This is a genomic window from Kiloniella majae, assembly GCF_002118315.1.
GTDB lineage: Bacteria > Pseudomonadota > Alphaproteobacteria > Kiloniellales > Kiloniellaceae > Kiloniella > Kiloniella majae.
Map to the genome: position 1 here is coordinate 708115 of NZ_MTSZ01000002.1, position 17799 is coordinate 725913.

At 46.4% G+C, this 17799-nt stretch carries 13 protein-coding genes; 4 read left to right on the forward strand and 9 right to left on the reverse strand.

Annotated elements, in window-relative coordinates; all coding sequences use genetic code 11:
- Positions 1 to 17 precede the first annotated feature (17 nt).
- Positions 18 to 449: a hypothetical protein gene (locus BKB51_RS09450; RefSeq protein ID WP_085900828.1), complete on the reverse strand. Its 432-nt coding sequence runs from the start codon at positions 447 to 449 to the stop codon at positions 18 to 20.
- On the reverse strand, positions 446 to 1873 hold the full coding sequence (gene fliI, locus BKB51_RS09455) for a flagellar protein export ATPase FliI (protein ID WP_085900829.1): 1428 nt from the start codon (positions 1871 to 1873) through the stop codon (positions 446 to 448). The genes BKB51_RS09450 and fliI overlap by 4 nt, the downstream gene beginning before the upstream one ends.
- Before the next feature lie 311 nt (positions 1874 to 2184).
- Here fliI and ctrA point away from each other — a divergent pair, with 311 nt between their 5' ends.
- On the forward strand, positions 2185 to 2898 hold the full coding sequence (ctrA, locus tag BKB51_RS09460; RefSeq protein WP_085900876.1) for a response regulator transcription factor CtrA: 714 nt from the start codon (positions 2185 to 2187) through the stop codon (positions 2896 to 2898).
- A gap of 118 nt (positions 2899 to 3016) precedes the next feature.
- On the opposite strand, the gene BKB51_RS09465 is transcribed toward ctrA, so the two are convergent.
- The 5 genes from BKB51_RS09465 to BKB51_RS09485 form a co-directional block, all read right to left on the reverse strand.
- Positions 3017 to 3859, reverse strand: coding sequence for a CheR family methyltransferase (locus BKB51_RS09465; protein WP_085900830.1), 843 nt, complete (start codon positions 3857 to 3859; stop codon positions 3017 to 3019).
- On the reverse strand, positions 3856 to 5034 hold the full coding sequence (locus tag BKB51_RS09470) for a protein-glutamate methylesterase/protein-glutamine glutaminase (protein WP_085900877.1): 1179 nt from the start codon (positions 5032 to 5034) through the stop codon (positions 3856 to 3858). The genes BKB51_RS09465 and BKB51_RS09470 overlap by 4 nt, the downstream gene beginning before the upstream one ends.
- Positions 5035 to 5045: 11 nt before the next feature.
- The gene (locus BKB51_RS09475) at positions 5046 to 5411 is read right to left on the reverse strand and encodes a response regulator (protein WP_046508130.1); all 366 of its coding nucleotides are present in this window, start codon (positions 5409 to 5411) and stop codon (positions 5046 to 5048) included.
- A gap of 65 nt (positions 5412 to 5476) precedes the next feature.
- Positions 5477 to 5932, reverse strand: coding sequence for a chemotaxis protein CheW (locus BKB51_RS09480; protein ID WP_085900831.1), 456 nt, complete (start codon positions 5930 to 5932; stop codon positions 5477 to 5479).
- Between the two features lie 26 nt (positions 5933 to 5958).
- Positions 5959 to 8721 (reverse strand): hybrid sensor histidine kinase/response regulator, encoded by a 2763-nt coding sequence (locus BKB51_RS09485; protein WP_085900832.1) that lies wholly within the window; start codon positions 8719 to 8721, stop codon positions 5959 to 5961.
- 362 nt (positions 8722 to 9083) lie between these two features.
- Here BKB51_RS09485 and BKB51_RS09490 point away from each other — a divergent pair, with 362 nt between their 5' ends.
- Complete coding sequence (locus tag BKB51_RS09490; RefSeq protein WP_085900878.1) at positions 9084 to 10712, forward strand: ABC transporter permease; 1629 nt, start codon at positions 9084 to 9086, stop codon at positions 10710 to 10712.
- A gap of 125 nt (positions 10713 to 10837) precedes the next feature.
- Here BKB51_RS09490 and BKB51_RS09495 read toward each other — a convergent pair whose 3' ends face one another.
- Both BKB51_RS09495 and BKB51_RS09500 read right to left on the reverse strand, forming a co-directional pair.
- Positions 10838 to 11863, reverse strand: coding sequence for a Fe(3+) ABC transporter substrate-binding protein (locus tag BKB51_RS09495; RefSeq protein ID WP_085900833.1), 1026 nt, complete (start codon positions 11861 to 11863; stop codon positions 10838 to 10840).
- A 272-nt stretch (positions 11864 to 12135) separates the two neighbouring features.
- The gene (locus tag BKB51_RS09500; RefSeq protein ID WP_085900834.1) at positions 12136 to 12771 is read right to left on the reverse strand and encodes a histidine phosphotransferase family protein; all 636 of its coding nucleotides are present in this window, start codon (positions 12769 to 12771) and stop codon (positions 12136 to 12138) included.
- Between the two features lie 412 nt (positions 12772 to 13183).
- Between BKB51_RS09500 and BKB51_RS09505 the strand changes: the two genes are divergently transcribed.
- Together BKB51_RS09505 and fdhF are read left to right on the forward strand one after the other, a co-directional pair.
- The gene (locus BKB51_RS09505) at positions 13184 to 14914 is read left to right on the forward strand and encodes an NADH-ubiquinone oxidoreductase-F iron-sulfur binding region domain-containing protein (RefSeq protein WP_085900835.1); all 1731 of its coding nucleotides are present in this window, start codon (positions 13184 to 13186) and stop codon (positions 14912 to 14914) included.
- Entirely contained in the window at positions 14914 to 17694 is a 2781-nt protein-coding gene (fdhF, locus tag BKB51_RS09510; RefSeq protein ID WP_085900836.1) for a formate dehydrogenase subunit alpha, read from the forward strand. The genes BKB51_RS09505 and fdhF overlap by 1 nt, the downstream gene beginning before the upstream one ends.
- Positions 17695 to 17799 lie beyond the last annotated feature (105 nt).

The following is a 17799-nucleotide window of genomic DNA, read 5'->3' on the forward strand; positions in this document are numbered from 1 at the left end:
CATTACCCCGAATAATCTCAATTATTCTCTGAAGCTTTACGTCTTCTGTATTGCTGCATGCCCATTTCATCGAAAGCGGCCTGCTCTTTTTTCTTCAGAACGTCTTGCTGACGTTTGATGTCATTCGCCTGAGCTTCTTCATATTTTTTGAGGTCCTGATAAATTTCATGTAGCTCTTGCTGTGCAATAGCTTTCAGGGTCATGACTTCTTCAATTGAGGTTTCCAGTCGCTTGCGGCGTTCGCGGGCAGCTTCGGCATAAGCAGGATAAGTCTGGGCAACATCAGGGTGTTGCGAGGCAAAGTCCTGCTCTTTCAACACTTCCTTGTCCAGTTTCTCGATATCCTGCTCCAACTTAATCGCCAAGCTCTCAAGGTCGGCGAGTTTTTGCTGGGCTTCGTCCAACTTCCAGCTATGTACCCGAACAATACTGTCAATTGGGGTCTTCATGATTCAATCCCCGCTCCCTCTATATTGTGTTGTCCAAGGCTTTGTGCATCCCCAGTTGGCGTATCAGGATTGAATTCAACCGCCGGGTCTCCACCTTGCCCCCAAGGCAGGCCAACAGCTGCAGCCAATTGCTCATACCCTATTGCCAAATTGCTTTCTTCGTACTTGCCTTGTGTAAGAAAAGCTTCCAATGCACCATTATGTGCAATAGCCTCATCAATAACGGGGTCAGACCCTTCGGTATAGGCGCCAATACGAATAAGCTCTGCCATATTGTCATAGGTCGACAGTAATTGCCGTCCCCGTGTGACTAACTCATTCTCAGCATCAGTGTTACAGCCGGGCATCGTACGGGAAACGCTCCGAAGTAAATTGATTGCCGGAAACCTGTTTCGTTCTGCAATCGCCCGATCAAGAATAATATGCCCATCCAGAATACCGCGAACAGCATCAGCGATGGGTTCGTTGTGATCGTCCCCTTCCACCAAGACCGTAAAGAGCCCGGTAATTGACCCCTGGGCTTTCACACCTGGCCCTGCTCTCTCCAAAAGCTGCGGGAGTTCTGCAAAAACAGAAGGCGTATAGCCTTTACTTGCAGGGGGTTCCCCCGCAGACAAGCCAATTTCACGCATAGACATGGCAAAACGAGTGACAGAGTCCATAAGACACAGCACGTCCCGGCCATTATCCCGGAAATATTCTGACAACGCCATCGTCATATAAGCGGCCTGCCGCCGCATCAACGGAGGTTCATCAGATGTGGCAACAACAACAACAGAACGGGCTAAACCTTCTGGCCCCAGATCGTCTTCAAGCCATTCCTGTACTTCTCTTCCACGCTCGCCAATCAGGCCAATAACGTTAACGTCCAAAGAGGTATAACGCGCCAACATCGACAGCAAAACGGACTTACCGACGCCGGATCCCGCAAAGATCCCCATACGTTGCCCCTGACAACAGGATAGGAAGGTATTGATTGCTCTGACACCCAGATCAATTTTACCGCCGACACGCTGTCGCCCATGAGCCGGAGGCGGAGAACTTCGAACTTTATAAGGATCAGGCCCCATTGGCAGAGGACCTTTGCCATCAATCGGTTCTCCCAAAGCATTAACGACGCGCCCAAGCCATGCTTCGGATGGATGGATAGAAGGCTCGCTTGAAGCAAGGATTGCTTTACAGCCCAAACCGATGCCATCAAGAGATCCAAAAGGTAACAACAGGGCGTGCCCCTGCCTGAACCCGATGACTTCACATGGTACGCGTCTTTCATCTTTTGCAATTAAAATACAACGTGAACCAATCACCAACAGCCGATCAAGCCCGGATAATTCAACCAGCATTCCCAGAACACCAGATACTCTGCCATAGACCTGATAATCCGAGAGATCTGATATCTCTCTGGTTAAACTTTTGAGAGGCATTCTGAATTCTATACCCTGTTAAAAACATTAAAAATGGCACCGCCAGACATTCTACATCTAAATATCCAGTGGTTTATTCGACAAATCGACATTACTTTTACACATTTCTTTTAACACCAGCTTAACCAGAGATTCTTTCTAAAAAATCAATTTTCGTGGGAAAATAGCGATATTGTGTAAAATTTATTCTAAATTTCGGGGTATTTTTTAACTTTTGCAGGACCCTGGTAAGGTTTTGTTAATATTCGTTACCGAAAATGGTTAACAACATTCATATTGGTTTAACGAACATTAACAACCGGAATTTGAACATGCGAGTCTTGCTAGTAGAAGATGATGCCCCAACAGCCCAAGGCATCGAAATGATGCTCAAGTCAGAAGGCTATGTCTGTGACACGACTGACATGGGCGAAGACGGCCTCGAAATCGGAAAAATTTACGATTACGATATTATTATTCTCGATCTGATGTTACCTGACATGGACGGTTACGAAGTTATTCGTCGCCTTCGTGCATCAAGAGTAGAAACACCGATCCTGATCCTATCTGGTCTGAACGGCCTGGATGATAAAATCAAGGGCCTTGGATTTGGAGCAGATGATTACCTGACCAAACCATTTGATAAACGTGAACTCATTGCCCGAATTCAGGCAATTGTCCGTCGTTCCAAAGGACATGCCGCTTCCGTTATTAACACTGGCAAGCTCAAGGTAAATCTGGATACAAGAACTGTAGAAGTCGAAAATAAACTTCTACATTTAACAGGTAAAGAATACGGTATTCTGGAACTGCTTTCCCTCCGTAAAGGCACAACACTTACAAAAGAGATGTTCCTGAACCACCTCTACGGTGGCATGGATGAACCCGAGCTAAAAATCATTGATGTTTTTGTCTGTAAACTGCGCAAAAAACTATCCAATGCAACAGGCGGGGAAAATTACATCGAAACCGTATGGGGACGCGGGTATGTACTGCGCGATCCAGTTGAAACAAGTGCAGATGCTCCCCAACTTGCGTCGGCTTAAACTTTCCTCTTGAGACAAATCTTCATTAAGCCGAAGTAAAAAATCACACCAAGACAAAAGGCCTCTGAATTAATTTTCAGAGGCCTTTTTTATGCTTCAAATCTGTCCAAAGACTTGCTTAACCAGCGGCTTTGTTGACTAGCTCACCATTGCGAACCAGACCATATATCCCTCTTTTCCCGGGGATAAGCTGGAATTCATCAGAAATACCGAGAACTGTTTCCGCACCTCCAAGATACAAGAAGCCATCATCAGGCATCTGCTTCGCAATATTTTTCAGAACAACCGATTTTGTTGGTTGGTCAAAATAGATAAGCACGTTACGACAAAAGACGATGTCAAACTTGCCAAGCATTGCCGGGCTTTCAAGAAGATTAAAGGGCTTGAAAGTCACCATATTACGAATGGAACTATCGATCTGCCAGCGATCCCCGTTTTGTTGGAAATACTTCACGAGGAGATTAATAGGCAATCCTCTTTGTACTTCAAACTGGGTATACACACCTTCCTTTGCCTTATTCAGGATTTCGTTAGAGAGATCGGTCGCAATGATCTCGACCTTCCATCCGGCAAGAGCAGCCCCTGCCTCTTTCAACAGCATCGCCAGTGTGTATGGCTCCTGCCCACTCGAACAGGCTGCAGACCAGATTCTTATGGTTTTGCTGGAAGCTCTTTTTTCCAACATATGCGGAAGCACGAGATCTTTGAACTGATCAAACGGTTTTTGATCACGGAAGAAGAACGATTCATTCGTCGTCATTGCTTCCGTAATGTCATTAAGAATACGTTCGTCGTTCGTCGCGCGAACTTTCTGAACAAGCTCGTCAAAACCACTGAGGTTCCACTTACGAGCGACCGGGTTCAAGCGACTTTCCAACAGATAGGCTTTATCCTGGCTCAGGACCAAACCGGAACGTTTCTTCAAAAATTGCGAAATAAAATCAAAATCACTCACGTTCATGCCGCCGACCTCATAACAAGTTGTCGTACATTAGATGCCATCTCCTTGATAGGAAGAACTGCGGAACAGAGTCCTGCAGTTGCCACCGCTCCAGGCATCCCCCATACCACACTTGTTTGTTCGTCCTGAGCAATAACGGAACCACCGGCTGCCGTTACCACTTCTGAACCTCGTAAACCATCACTTCCCATCCCTGTAAGGATTAATACAAGAAGACGAGAACCATAAATTTTAGATAAACTTCTCAGCATGGGATCAACCGCAGGCCGACAGAAGTTTTCCGGTGGTTCCTGGTTTAAGCGAATAACAGTATTAACACCCTGTTTTTCAAAAACCATGTGATATCCACCAGGAGCAAGATATATATGCCCGCCTTTCAGGATTTCTCCCTCTTCACCTTCTTTACTTGGCATACTGGACACTCTGGCAATGTGTTCCGCAAGTAAAGCTGTGAAAGTCGCAGGCATATGCTGTGTAATGACAACAGGCTGTGTAATTGTTCCCAAATTCCCCAGCACATCAAACAAGGCTTGTGGTCCCCCTGTTGAACTTCCGATTGCAAGAATATCGGGCTTCGTAATTGCATCTTTACGCAGGGTGATTGTCTTGCTTGGGTACAAACTAGACGGAGCAGCTACCGAGGCCTCTTTCGATCTTTGGGCAGATGGTGTTGTTGCTGCCCCCTGTTGTGTTTTTGCCGCAGACGGTAACGGAGCTTTTTGGCTGGCCCGTGCTACCTGTCCCAGTGCCTTAACCTTTGCAACAAGCTCATGTTTAAAATCACTTGCTTTCGTCAGTTCGCCAGAACTGGTTGGTTTTGGGATGTAGTCAGCCGCGCCCAAGCGCATCGCCTTTAAACTTATTTCTGCGTTTTTTCGTGTCAGTGTCGATGCCATGATGACTTGAACATCAGGTTTCACCTGAAGCAGCTTAGGTAAAGCCGTCAGACCGTCCATAACCGGCATCTCGATGTCCAAAACAACAACATCGATCTTTTGACTTTCCAAACGCTTAACTGCGATTTCACCATTAGATACAGATTCAACTACAGAAACTTGTGGATCACCCTCTAGAATTCTGGTGAGGAGCCCCCGTATTACTGCAGAATCATCAACTACCATAATCCGATAGGCATTATCGGACTTACCGCCTTTATCAGTAGTGGATGTATTCATCGACAAGGGCATTAAATAAGGCCCACCTGTATAAATTTAGACTCAATAATATCGCTATCAAAAGGCTTCATGATATATTCATTCGCCCCGGCGGCTATCGCCTGTTGTATATGCTGCATATCATTCTCTGTCGTACAGAAAACAACAATTGGCTGTTCAACATTTGGCAATGCTCTTAGATCCTTGAGGAACTCCAACCCATCTTTAACTGGCATGTTCCAGTCAAGCAAAACAGCATCTGGCATGGATGCGTTACATGCATCCAGAGCTTTCTGACCGTCCTCTGCTTCTTCGATGTTAAAGTTTAATCCTTCAAGAATTTTTCGCGCAACCATTCGCACGACCTTGGAGTCATCGACAACCAAACAGGTCTTCATATTTTCGCTCCAACTTGTTTTTGAATATTCAAAATACTGAACTCTACTGAACTAAGAAAAGCCTATTATGCTGCGTCCGCATTTCGACCATAATCAAGGAATCTGTTCACATCCAGAATGACAAGAAGCTTACCATCGAGACGGTAAATACCTTGGGAATAATCCCGGAAACGCTGGTCCAGTGTTGGTGGATTCCGCTCAAATGAGCTTTCGTCAACACCGAGGACCTCCCCGACACTATCCACCATCAGGCTATAAAGATCATGACCATTCTCAACAACGATGCTCATGGACTCTTTTTCTTCACGCGCAGGTAACCCCAAACGTTTTCTAACGTCAATTGCAGTTACAATACGTCCACGCAAATTCAATGACCCAGCAATCTCTGGCGGTGCCAAAGGAATGGGGGTAATACGCTGCGGATTAATAATATCCTGTACGCTCAAAACCGGAACACCAAAAAGCTGGCCAGCGATATAGAAAGTAACAAAATCTTCGTTTTCCAAATAAGTATCACTCACAGTTTCACTCTTTCTATGAATTTATCTCACGCAGCGCCTTTAAGTTCTGCAATCGTATCTTGAAGGGTCATAAGCAAAGCTTCACGATCTGTTTTTGAAACATAATCTTTAAAGCCCGCAGCCCGACCACGCATAAGATCTGCCGGTGAGGCAAATGCCGATAACGCGACCATTGGTGTTTTCGACCAGCGATGATCTTCGCGAACAGCTTCGGCAAATTCGAACCCATTCATGCCTGGCATCTCAATATCGGAAATAATAACATCGAATTTCTCACCATTTTCACACAGGTTCAGGGCTTCGCTAGCTGATTCAACTGCTTTGACTTCGTAACCAGCGACTGAAAGCATTGGCATCAGAAGGTTACGGAAGAAAGGACTGTCATCCACAAGCAAAATTCTGGATCGATCACTTTCAAAGTTTTCTTTGCCTGCTTCTGACCCAAACCAGTCAGGATAAGCCTGTGTCAGGAAGTAACCAGCATCGACAACATCTGTCGCTTTTTCTGCAATAATCGCACTGCCGATATACCCTTCTTTTTCAGCACTCAATTCAACATTCATGCGATCTTCGACAATGTCGATGATCTCATCAACTACAAGGCCCATGGACCGTTCTCTATCCGAGAACACGAGAACAGGTTGACGGCCTTCTTTTTCGAGTTCCATACCAGGTTGCATTGGAATGAGTGGCATCAGTTGTCCACGATACTGCACAACATGCTGACCACCTGACGTTTCCACTTTTGCCAGATCGATCTCTTCCAAGCGGGCAATAAGTGCTAGTGGCACAGCTTTTGGCGCATCGTCACCGGAACGGAAGACAAGCATAGCAACTTTCTCATCATTACCAGTGAGATGACGATCTTCATGTGCACCCAAATCTGCATCGGCAACCGCAATCTCACCAGTTGCAGCGGCAATACCGTTTGGATCAAGGATCATAACCACCGCACCATCACCAAGAATGGTATTTCCAGAGAAAAGCTGGATGTCACGCAAAATTGGCGCTACAGGTTTAACCACGATTTCCTCGGTATCGAAGACACGATCAACAATGATACCAAAGGTGTAAGTGCCAACCTGAGAAACAACAATAAAGTTGTCTTCTCTAATCTCTTTTTCTTCACCCTCAGGCTCATCATCATCTGTTAGCTTGAGTAGGTCACGCAATGTAACCAATGGTAAGAGACGATTTCTCAATCGCAAGACAGGCGTTTCATTGATGTGTTCGATTGTATGTTCGGAATGTGCAGATGTGCGTACCAACTCGACAACAGATAACTGCGGTATCGCAAAGCGCTCTTTACAACACTCAACAATCAACGCAGAAACGATTGCCAATGTCAGAGGAATTTTAATAGTAAAGATTGTGCCTTTGCCCTCTGTCGAGCTCAACTCAACCGTACCACCAATTTTTTCGATATTGGTACGAACAACATCCATGCCAACACCTCGGCCAGACACCGCCGTAACTTCTGCTGCGGTCGAGAACCCGGGTTTGAAGATGAACTGCTGAATTTGTTGGTCATTCATACCGTCCATTTCAGCTTCGGATGCAAGACCGTTTTCAACACATTTTTCTTTAATGCGGTTTGTATTAAGCCCCTTACCATCATCAGAGATCTGGATGATAATGTGTCCACCTTCGTGGAACGCATTCAAAATGACCTGACCTGTTTCAGGTTTACCGGCTGCCACTCGGTCATTCGGCATTTCAAGACCATGATCCGCAGAGTTACGAACCATGTGCGTAAGAGGATCTTTGATCAACTCTAGAACCTGACGATCAAGTTCTGTTTCCGCGCCTTTCATAACCAGATCAATTTTCTTGTCCAGTTCATGAGAAAGATCACGAATAATACGCGGTAACTTCGCCCATGCATTTCCGATTGGCTGCATACGGGTCTTCATAACACCTTCTTGCAAGTCGGAAACAACGTGGTTCAAACGCTGTAAAGGTGTCGCAAAATCGCTTTCTTTGTGTGCACGCAAAATTTGCAGTGTCTGATTTCGGGTCAGTACAAGTTCTGAAACCATTGTCATCAGGTTTTCAAGAACTTCCACGCTCACACGAATAGATTGGTTTGCAACCGAAGATCCACTATCGCCAGCTGGCGCTGCCGGTGGTGGTGTCGGTTTTTTCGCAGCAGGTTTCGGGGCTGGTGCCGGAGCAGGCGCAGCAGGAGGTGGTGCTTCAGCATTAAGTTCAACAACTTCGGAAACTTGCGCTGCCTCTGGCGCATCTGAAGCCTCGTCGGCGGCCTGTGCGGCCAATTCTTCAGGGCCAAGCGCTTCTCTAAAAGCACGCTCCAGCTCATCTTCTTCGTCATCATCGTCAGCCGCGGCTTCTACTGGTGCAGCCGCAGCAGGTGCTGCTTCGGCTGGAGCAGGAGCCGCTTCACCGACATCGCCACCTTCCGCATGCGCATTCAATCGACTGATAAGATCTGAATCATCACCTTCAGGTTCTTGCTCTGTTGCTTCCAAGGTTGTGAGGATTTCACGAATTTGATCCAAACACTCAAGGATAAGAGACACACCCGTCGCAGTTACCGAAAGTTCTTTGTCTCTGAACTTGTTCATGATGTTTTCACCAGCATGAGCAACAGATTCAAGTCTCGGTAAGCCTAAAAATCCACAGGTACCCTTAATCGTATGCATTAACCTAAAAATGCTACTCAGCAACTCTGCGTCGTTTGGGTTCTGTTCGAGCTTAACAAGTTCCATATCGAGTGTCGTGAGACCTTCGTTTGTCTCAGTCAGAAACTCACTCAAAAGATCATCCATAACCGCGCTTCCATTCCATCTCTGATCAACCAAATCGGACGCACAAAGCGTGCAATCCGCTATTAATTCAGTGACAAGCTTGTCAAAGGAAGATTAATAACCTCTTACCCAAACCCCATCCTTTATTAACTTTAATTGGAATGGCACACATTTTATTGATTTTTACAGGCTAAAGGCCTCATTTATTTATGACAAAACCTTTATAAACCCTAGTCGCCAAGCTTTTGCCATGCTAGCAAATGGGAGTCGTAAAAAAAATTTGCGACAGTGATTAGTTTGACGGATTCGAGATTATGGCTCAAAGCCCGATAGCGGTTGACTCGAAAGCTTCAACCCTTCGTTTCAAAAATAAATTTAGATTCATGACCTGGTTTGCTCTGTTTATTGCAGTGCTCTTTACCTTGCCAATTTTGAACGTCGTCGGATCTGCACTAACCACCGAAAGCGATATATGGGATCATCTGGTTGAGACTGTTCTTACAGATTACCTTATAAACACTTTTCTCTTAGCCACGGGTGTTGCCGTACTTGTATCCATCATTGGAACGGGTACTGCATGGCTTGTTACAATGTGCCGTTTTCCCGGTCACAAAATTTTTGAATGGGCCTTGATACTTCCCCTGGCTGTTCCCGCCTATGTAATGGCTTATACCTACACGGACTTCCTGCAGGTAAGTGGCCCGCTGCAAGGTATGATTCGAGACATTTTTGATGTTCAGTTCCGTGAATACTGGTTCCCTGAAATAAGATCTTTGCCAGGTGCAATTCTTATGCTGTCGCTCGTCTTATACCCTTATGTCTATATGCTATCGCGCGCTGCATTTCTTGAACAATCCATTTGTGCTCTGGAAGTTAGCCGTACACTTGGTTGCGGACCTTGGGGCAGTTTCTTTCGTGTTGCCCTCCCCCTGGCTCGGCCAGCCATCATCGCGGGAACTTCTCTTGCCTTAATGGAAACACTTGCCGATTTTGGAACTGTCTCTTTCTTTGGTGTTCAAACCTTTACAACCGGGATTATGAACGCCTGGACAAATATGGGCGATTTACCCGCTGCACGCCAGCTGTCCACCTATCTACTGGTATTTATCCTGACCGTTTTCATCTTGGAAAAAGTCAGTCGAGGTAACGCCCGCTATCACCATTCAACTAATCGCTATCAAAATCTGCCGGGCTACCAACTAAAAGGCCTTGGAAAGTTTTGGGCTATTGTGGCCTGCACAACACCTTTATTTTTTGGATTTATCCTTCCCGCTATTTTACTATTGGATATGTCTATTACTTTGGGGGACCAACAGTTCGGGACCAAGTTTATCAAATTAGCATTCAACAGCTTCACCATTGCCTTGGTAACTGCTGTTGCTGCGGTTTCTATTGCTATTCTATTGGCCTACACCAATCGGATGCAGCCTAATATTCTGTCAAAAGCAGCATCCCGCATTGCCTCTATGGGTTATGCCGTCCCCGGTACCGTCGTTGCGATTGGAACCCTTTTTCCGCTTGCAGCGCTTGATAATACGATTGATGCCTGGATGCGTGATACCTTTGGTCTTTCCACAGGCCTCTTACTCACGGGATCAATCACGGCCCTAGTCTTCGCGTATTTAGTCCGCTTTCTCGCCGTTTCCCTAAATGCCGTAGAAACTGGATTAGGAAAAATACGCCCCAGCATGGAAGATGCGTCGCGCACGTTGGGACACGGCCCCTTTAAAACACTGAAACACGTTCATGTCCCTATAATGAGAGGAAGTATCTTAACCGCTGGTCTCGTGGTTTTTGTCGATGTAATGAAAGAATTACCAGCAACACTTGTCATGCGCCCGTTCAATTTTGATACGCTGGCAACACAAGCTTATAACCTTGCATCGGATGAGCGTTTATCAGAATCATCCACAGCATCCCTAACAATTGTTCTTGTCGGAATTCTTCCCTTGATACTTTTAACCCGGGCAATATCGAAAAGCCGCGCAGGATCTTCCGCACAAGAGTTGTGAGCCTTAAATAAAATCACTCAATTTTTTTGGCATATTTATTTGGGATATCTACGCATACAAAAAAGCCCTGCAGCTTGTCATTAGCTGCAGGGCTTTCATATTCTCAGAGCTTAGTGCCCCAGATTTTATTTCCAACCAACACGGTCAAAAATCTTCTGAGCTGTAACCTGATTTTTGCCATAAACAGAAACGTTTACAGTATCAACTTTGAAATCACCCAAACCTTTAACGGCTGAATTTGGCGCAACACCTGAAACAACAGGGAACTCATTGTTGCCATCAGCAAAGTAGCTTTGGGCCTGCTCACTTGTCAGATACTCAAGGAATTTCACCGCAGCTTCTTTGTTCGGGGCTGATTTCACAACACCGGCACCTGAAACATTCACATGTGTACCGCGGTCAGCCTGGTTCGGGAAAACATAGCCAAGCTTATCAGCAAGACCTTTGTCCTGATCCTTTGGCTTTGTCATCAAGCGCACAAAGTAATAAGAGTTTGCAACAGCAATCTCACACTCACCAGAACCGACACCACGTAGTTGGTTTGTATCCCCCTTCACAGGCTGGCGTGCAAAGTTGGCAACAACATCAGATGCCCATTTCTCAGCAGCTTCTTCGCCTTTCGCTTCTACGATAGAAGCAAGCAATGATTGGTTATAGATGTTAGAGCTCTTACGGATACAAACTTTACCCTTCCACTTTGGATCGGCAAGATCTTCGTAGCTCGTGATTTCCCCGTCTTTGATTTTGGCTTTATCAAAAAAGATCATCCGGGCACGTGTCGACAAACCATACCATTTCTGGTCAGGATGGCGCAGATTTTCAGGAATATTAGCATTCAGTTTGTCTGAAGAAACGGATTGAAAAATATCCTTTTGTTCTGCACGCCACAAATTTCCGGCATCAACTGTAATCAAAACATCTGCAGGGCTGTTAGCACCTTCGCTCTTGATACGTTCAATAAGCGCAGCACCCTTACCTTCGATCAGGTTGATTTTGATACCTGTTTCTTTTGTGAAATCATCATAGAGTGCATCATCCGTCTGATAGTGACGAGATGTATAAACGTTGACGACATCTTCAGCATAAGTTGCTGTACTACCTATCGCAGCAGCAGTGAGCATTGCAGTTGTTGCTAACCAAGCAGCCTTCATTACGACTGTCTCCTATTTTCATCGACCATCTTCTTTTGGGCGATATGCGAACTAAGTGAGAGAAATCTCTCTGTGAAACCGCTAGGAATATTGCAAATCACTCTCAATTGATCAATCAAAATAATGCGAATAGTTCGCATTCTCCGCGATAACGTACTCATAAAAAAACAGCTTTCTCAAAAGAAAGCTGTTTTTAAAGCACTTCAGGCCACCCGGGTTAAGAGCTGATAAGACACATTTTTTTGTGCCAAACAATGAACTTGTACCGCTTTTTAGAACGATACAATAAGTTGAACGTGCCCATCGACAGAATTGTTAATCAATAAATCCGTGCCACTTTGACGCGCCAGGTAACGGGTAAAATAAGCGTGAACATTACGCGGAGTCAGTTCCTGGGTATCAACATCATCCGTCAAAGCCTCCATCACCTCTTCACGAATCGACACCTGCTCACCAGACACCGTCACAGCAACAAAGGTTCCGGTGTCAGCATTCCCACTCAGAGCAGTAATAACACCACCCCGCGGTAACATCTCAACCCCCAGTGCGATAAGATTAAGAAGAACCTTGCCCCCATTGTCTGGCAGTCCTTCGGGCGCTGTCAGATCCGGCCATTTAAAATCAACCTTGGTATGGGAAAGATAATTAACCGCCAATTGGTTTAGTGTCGCATAATCACTGCCCATACGGCTACCAGCCAATCCATAAGCAAGCCGATAAAACTGTAAGGTCGCGGCCGCTTGGGATGCTGACGCTGACGCCAACTTCAAGGCATCATCAGCCATACCAAAGGAATCGTCCTCCATAAGCTCCAGGCCATTATTCACGGCCCCCACTGGCCCGACGAGATCATGGCAAAGACGCGAAGAAAGAAGCTCAAGAACACGAAAATCAATTGTACTATTCATTGTTTACAAAAATCTCTTTTAACGATTCAGCTCGATATAAAACGATCCCGAAAGATCTTATTTGTTGCATATAAAATAACCGCAGGCAGTTAACCATAGATAAACAGAATTAATAAAGCTGTTAGCCGTGATTGTTACAGCAATAACTTATTTTATAACCCAAGATGGCATGTTCATAAGCAAACCCTATCAAAACATAGGACTTTGCGAATGTCCGCTTACTACCCTTCCTTGGTAAAGAGCTATAAAATGTAACAGAAAGCTTCGGGAATACGACAGAATCGTAGCACGTACATACGCTACAAGACATCGTTACCAAGTGAATGGTTACCTAAAAAACAGAAATTGACCGGGACAAACCGGAACAACATGCCCCCAAATGAGGGCAGATTGTCGTGGAGAAGCATGAATAATGTCAGATAGCAGCGTCTTGGATGCCCCCTCTAAGAAGGACAGTCCCCCAGTTAAGCGTCAAATCCACCCAGGATCCGGTCGCCGAAAGCCACCTGTTTTTTCCAAGGGTCGCCAACTTGAAACGGAAGCTCACGAAGAAATTATTGCTCTTTTGGGTACCAAGTCTCGCCAAAGAGACCTCTTAATTGAGCATCTGCACCTTATTCAGGACAAATATAGCAGTCTCTCAGCGGGTCATTTACAGGCCTTGGCTGATGAAATGAAACTGCCCATGGCAGAAGTATACGAGGTTGCTTCCTTTTATGCGCACTTTGACATTGTTCTTGATGGCGAAGAAGCCCCTGCGGACATAACCGTACGCGTATGTGAGAGCCTGAGCTGCGAAATGGCTGGTGCAAAAGATCTATTAAAAAACCTTCCCGCTTCAGTCGCCAAAAACGTGCGTGTTGTCCCTGCGCCTTGTATGGGACGATGTGATTGTGCACCTGTTGCAGAAGTCGGTCACAACCATGTAGATAATGCAACGGTAGAGAACATCACCGCAGCGACTGAGAACAAAGACATTCATCCCGCAGCTGTCGATTACAGAGATTACGATGCCTATGTTGCAGATGGCGGCTACAAAGTGCTGCGTGAATGCTACGAAGGCAAATATGATCGCGACGAAATTGTCGAGCTTCTAAAAAACACGGGTCTAAGAGGTCTTGGTGGTGCTGGTTTCCCAACTGGTTTGAAATGGAGCATCATTCGCCAACAGCCAAAGCCCAGATTAATGGCAATTAATGGTGATGAAGGCGAACCAGGAACATTCAAAGATCGTCACTATCTGGAAACAGACCCACACCGCTTCCTGGAAGGTATGTTGATTGGTGCATGGGTTGGGGAAGTAGACGCAAGCTACATCTATATTCGCGACGAGTACCCAGCTGTTATCAAACTACTCAAAAAAGAAATTGAGCGTGTTTACGCCGAGGGCCTCAACAACGGTATTAAGATAGACCTTCGCCGTGGTGCAGGTGCTTACATATGTGGTGAAGAATCAGCCATGATTGAGTCCATTGAAGGAAAGAAAGGCTATCCACGTCACAAACCGCCTTTCCCATCACAAGTCGGTTTGTTTGGCCTACCAACACTTACCAACAATGTAGAAACAGTCTACTGGGTGCGTGATCTTATTGAAAAAGGCCCCGAGTGGTTCACAAGCCACGGCAGGAATGGTCGCAAAGGTTTAAGGTCTTTCTCTGTTTCCGGACGTGTCAAAAATCCGGGTGTCAAATTTGCCCCGGCAGGTATCACAATCAAAGAGCTTATCGCTGAATATTGTGATGGCATGGCCGATGGGCACGAATTTAAAGCCTATCTCCCCGGCGGCGCGTCTGGCGGAATTCTCCCCGCAAGCCTTGGCGATGTCCCTCTGGATTTTGATACACTTCATGAACATGGCTGCTTTATCGGTTCCGCTGCTGTCATCGTACTTTCCGATCAGGACAATATGCGTGACGTTGCCATGAATTTGATGCGTTTCTTCGAAGATGAAAGCTGTGGTCAGTGTACCCCATGCCGTACAGGAACAGAAAAAGCCGTTAGTCTTATGGAACAAGACACATGGGATCAGGATCTCCTGAAAGAACTTTCAACAGTTATGATGGATGCTTCGATTTGCGGCTTGGGTCAGGCAGCGCCTAATCCTTTACTCACAGTGATGAAACATTTTCCGGAGGAACTGTAATGTCTGTTACTGCAAACACAACACCAGTCAGTTTTACACTTAACGGAAATGAAGTCACAGCACAGCCAGGTGAATCCATCTGGCAAGTTGCGGATCGTCTGGGAACAGAAATCCCTCACCTTTGCTACCAACCGGAACCCGGCTACAATGCAGACGGGAATTGCCGTGCCTGCATGGTCGAAATCGAAGGCGAGCGTACGCTGGCCGCGTCCTGTATACGTCAACCAGCCGAAGGTATGGTTGTCAACACGGCAACTGCACGAGCAAAAAAAGCACGGGAAATGGTGTTTGAATTGCTCGTCGCGGATCAACCAGCCCGCGAAGAAGCCCATGAGCCAAATTCAAAATTCTGGAACTGGGCATCAGACATTGGCGTTACATCCAGCCGCTTCCCTGCACACGAACGTCCAATAGCAGATTTAAGTCATACGGCAATCGCCGTAAATCTGGATGCTTGTATTAACTGTAATCTCTGTGTCCGTGCCTGTCGTGAAGTTCAGGTAAACGATGTCATCGGCATGGCTTTCCGCGGATCTAAATCCAGCGTTGTATTCGATTTCAATGCCGATATGGGTGACAGTACCTGTGTGGCTTGTGGTGAATGTGTTCAGGCCTGCCCAACGGGTGCCCTGATGGAAAGCTCTCTCCTCAACGATGCAGGTGTCAGAGAAGATTACGCCGATGAAATCGTAAACTCTGTCTGTCCGTTCTGTGGGGTTGGCTGTCAGACCGAAGTTCATGTCAAAGATGACAAAATCATCAAGATTGACGGCGCAGAAGGCCCCGCAAACGAAAAACGCCTTTGCGTGAAAGGTCGCTTTGGGTTTGACTACATTCACAATCCAAACCGCCTGACCAAGCCACTTGTCCGTCGCGATGATGCACCACGTGGCTGGGATATTGGTGTACCCGATAACGATTTCTCTGCTTATTTCCGCGAAGCGACATGGGAAGAAGCGCTTGAACGTGCGGCATCCGGTCTCAACAAGATACGTGATAAGAAAGGCCCCAAAGCACTTGCTGGTTTTGGTTCTGCAAAAGGCTCAAACGAAGAAGCTTACCTGTTCCAAAAACTTGTTCGGACAGGCTTTGGCAGCAACAATGTTGATCACTGTACACGTCTTTGCCACGCCTCATCCGTTGCTGCGCTAATGGAAGGTGTTGGTTCAGGTGCGGTATCAGCCCCCTTTACCTCGGTTGCTGATGCAGAATGTATCATCATCATTGGTTGTCGCCCCGGTTGGAACCATCCAGTTGCCGCGACCTACATCAAACAGGCGGCAAAAGATCCAAACAAACATCTGATTGTCATGGATCCACGTGGGCAAAACCTTGTCCGTTATGCAGATAATCACCTCCAGTTCAAACCCGGTCGTGATGTCGCCATGCTAAACGCGATGATTTACACAATCATCGAAGAAAAACTTTATGATCTTCAGTACGTTCAAGCCAACACTGAAGGTTTTGAAGAGCTGAAAGAAAATATCAAAGATTTTGCGCCTGAAGATATGGCCGAAATCTGTGGTATTGATGCCGAAACTTTGCGTGAGACCGCGCGTCTTTATGCGACTTCCGAAGCGTCCCTGATCCTTTGGGGAATGGGTGTGTCCCAACACACACACGGTACGGATAACGTTCGCAGCCTGATCGCCATGTCATTGATCACAGGTCAAATTGGTCGTCCAGGTACAGGTCTTCACCCACTACGTGGCCAGAACAATGTGCAGGGTGCATCAGACGCCGGTCTTATTCCAATGCTCTATCCAGATTATCAATCCGTGGAGAACGAAGAAATTCGCAGTCGTATGGAAGATTTCTGGGGCATGGAACTCGACAAGAAAAAGGGCCTGACAGTTGTTGAGATTATGGACGCGATCCATGATGGCAGCATCACCGGCATGTTCATACAGGGTGAAAACCCTGCGATGTCTGATCCGGATCAGCAACATGCACGCGAAGCGCTATCCAAACTGGATCACTTGGTGGTTCAGGATATCTTCATGACAGAAACAGCATGGCACGCTGACGTCATTCTACCGTCTTCTGCCCATGCAGAAAAAGACGGTACCTTTACCAATACCAACCGTCAGGTTCAGATGGGACGTGCTGCAGTATCACCGCCAGGTGAAGCACGCCAGGATTGGGAACTCATTCAAGAACTTGCACAGCGCATGGGACTTGATTGGAGCTACACACATCCCCGCGATGTTTTCAATGAAATGGCACAGGTTATGCCATCACTGAACAACATCACATGGGAAAGGTTGTCTCGCGAAAACGTTGTCACCTATCCTTGCGCAAGCGAAGATGGCCCGGGTACAGAAATCCTCTTTGCACAGGGCTTCCCGACAGCATCAGGACGGGGCAAGCTTGTTTCCACAGCTCTCATCGATCCAGCCGAACTGCCAGATAAAGAATTCCCGCTTGTCCTGACAACAGGACGTCTTCTGGAGCATTGGCACACAGGTGCCATGACACGTCGTTCAGAAGTTCTGGACAATCTGGAACCGGAAGCTGTTGTCTTCATCAACCGTCTGGATATGAAAAAACTTGATCTGGATGCTGGTGACTGGGTGTCCGTTTCGACAAGACGAGGAACTGTTAGCTTGAAAGTTCGTCAGGATCGTGAAGTTCCAGAAGGCATGATATTTATGCCATTCTGCTTCTCTGAAGCCGCTGCGAACATGCTAACAAATCCGCAGCTTGATCCTTTCGGAAAGATTCCAGAATTCAAATACAGCGCGGCGAAAATTGAACCTCTTGCTGTTGCAGCGGAATAGTTCAGATACCTATAGCTTTACGTTGACCCGTCCTGAAATACGTTGACGTTTTTTTAGGTTATAGCCAGCTGCATTTTGCAGCTGGCTTTTTTATGCACTTGTTCT

Bases quoted from the DNA above. Each gene is read 5' to 3' on its own strand.
- BKB51_RS09470 (WP_085900877.1), bottom strand. From the start codon at position 5,034: ATGAATACATCCACTACTGATAAAGGCGGTAAGTCCGATAATGCCTAT.
- BKB51_RS09465 (WP_085900830.1), bottom strand. From the start codon at position 3,859: ATGAACGTGAGTGATTTTGATTTTATTTCGCAATTTTTGAAGAAACGT.
- fdhF (WP_085900836.1), top strand. From the start codon at position 14,914: ATGTCTGTTACTGCAAACACAACACCAGTCAGTTTTACACTTAACGGA.
- fliI (WP_085900829.1), bottom strand. From the start codon at position 1,873: ATGCCTCTCAAAAGTTTAACCAGAGAGATATCAGATCTCTCGGATTAT.
- BKB51_RS09475 (WP_046508130.1), bottom strand. From the start codon at position 5,411: ATGAAGACCTGTTTGGTTGTCGATGACTCCAAGGTCGTGCGAATGGTT.
- ctrA (WP_085900876.1), top strand. From the start codon at position 2,185: ATGCGAGTCTTGCTAGTAGAAGATGATGCCCCAACAGCCCAAGGCATC.
- BKB51_RS09505 (WP_085900835.1), top strand. From the start codon at position 13,184: ATGTCAGATAGCAGCGTCTTGGATGCCCCCTCTAAGAAGGACAGTCCC.
- BKB51_RS09450 (WP_085900828.1), bottom strand. From the start codon at position 449: ATGAAGACCCCAATTGACAGTATTGTTCGGGTACATAGCTGGAAGTTG.
- BKB51_RS09490 (WP_085900878.1), top strand. From the start codon at position 9,084: ATGACCTGGTTTGCTCTGTTTATTGCAGTGCTCTTTACCTTGCCAATT.
- BKB51_RS09485 (WP_085900832.1), bottom strand. From the start codon at position 8,721: ATGGATGATCTTTTGAGTGAGTTTCTGACTGAGACAAACGAAGGTCTC.
- BKB51_RS09500 (WP_085900834.1), bottom strand. From the start codon at position 12,771: ATGAATAGTACAATTGATTTTCGTGTTCTTGAGCTTCTTTCTTCGCGT.
- BKB51_RS09495 (WP_085900833.1), bottom strand. From the start codon at position 11,863: ATGAAGGCTGCTTGGTTAGCAACAACTGCAATGCTCACTGCTGCTGCG.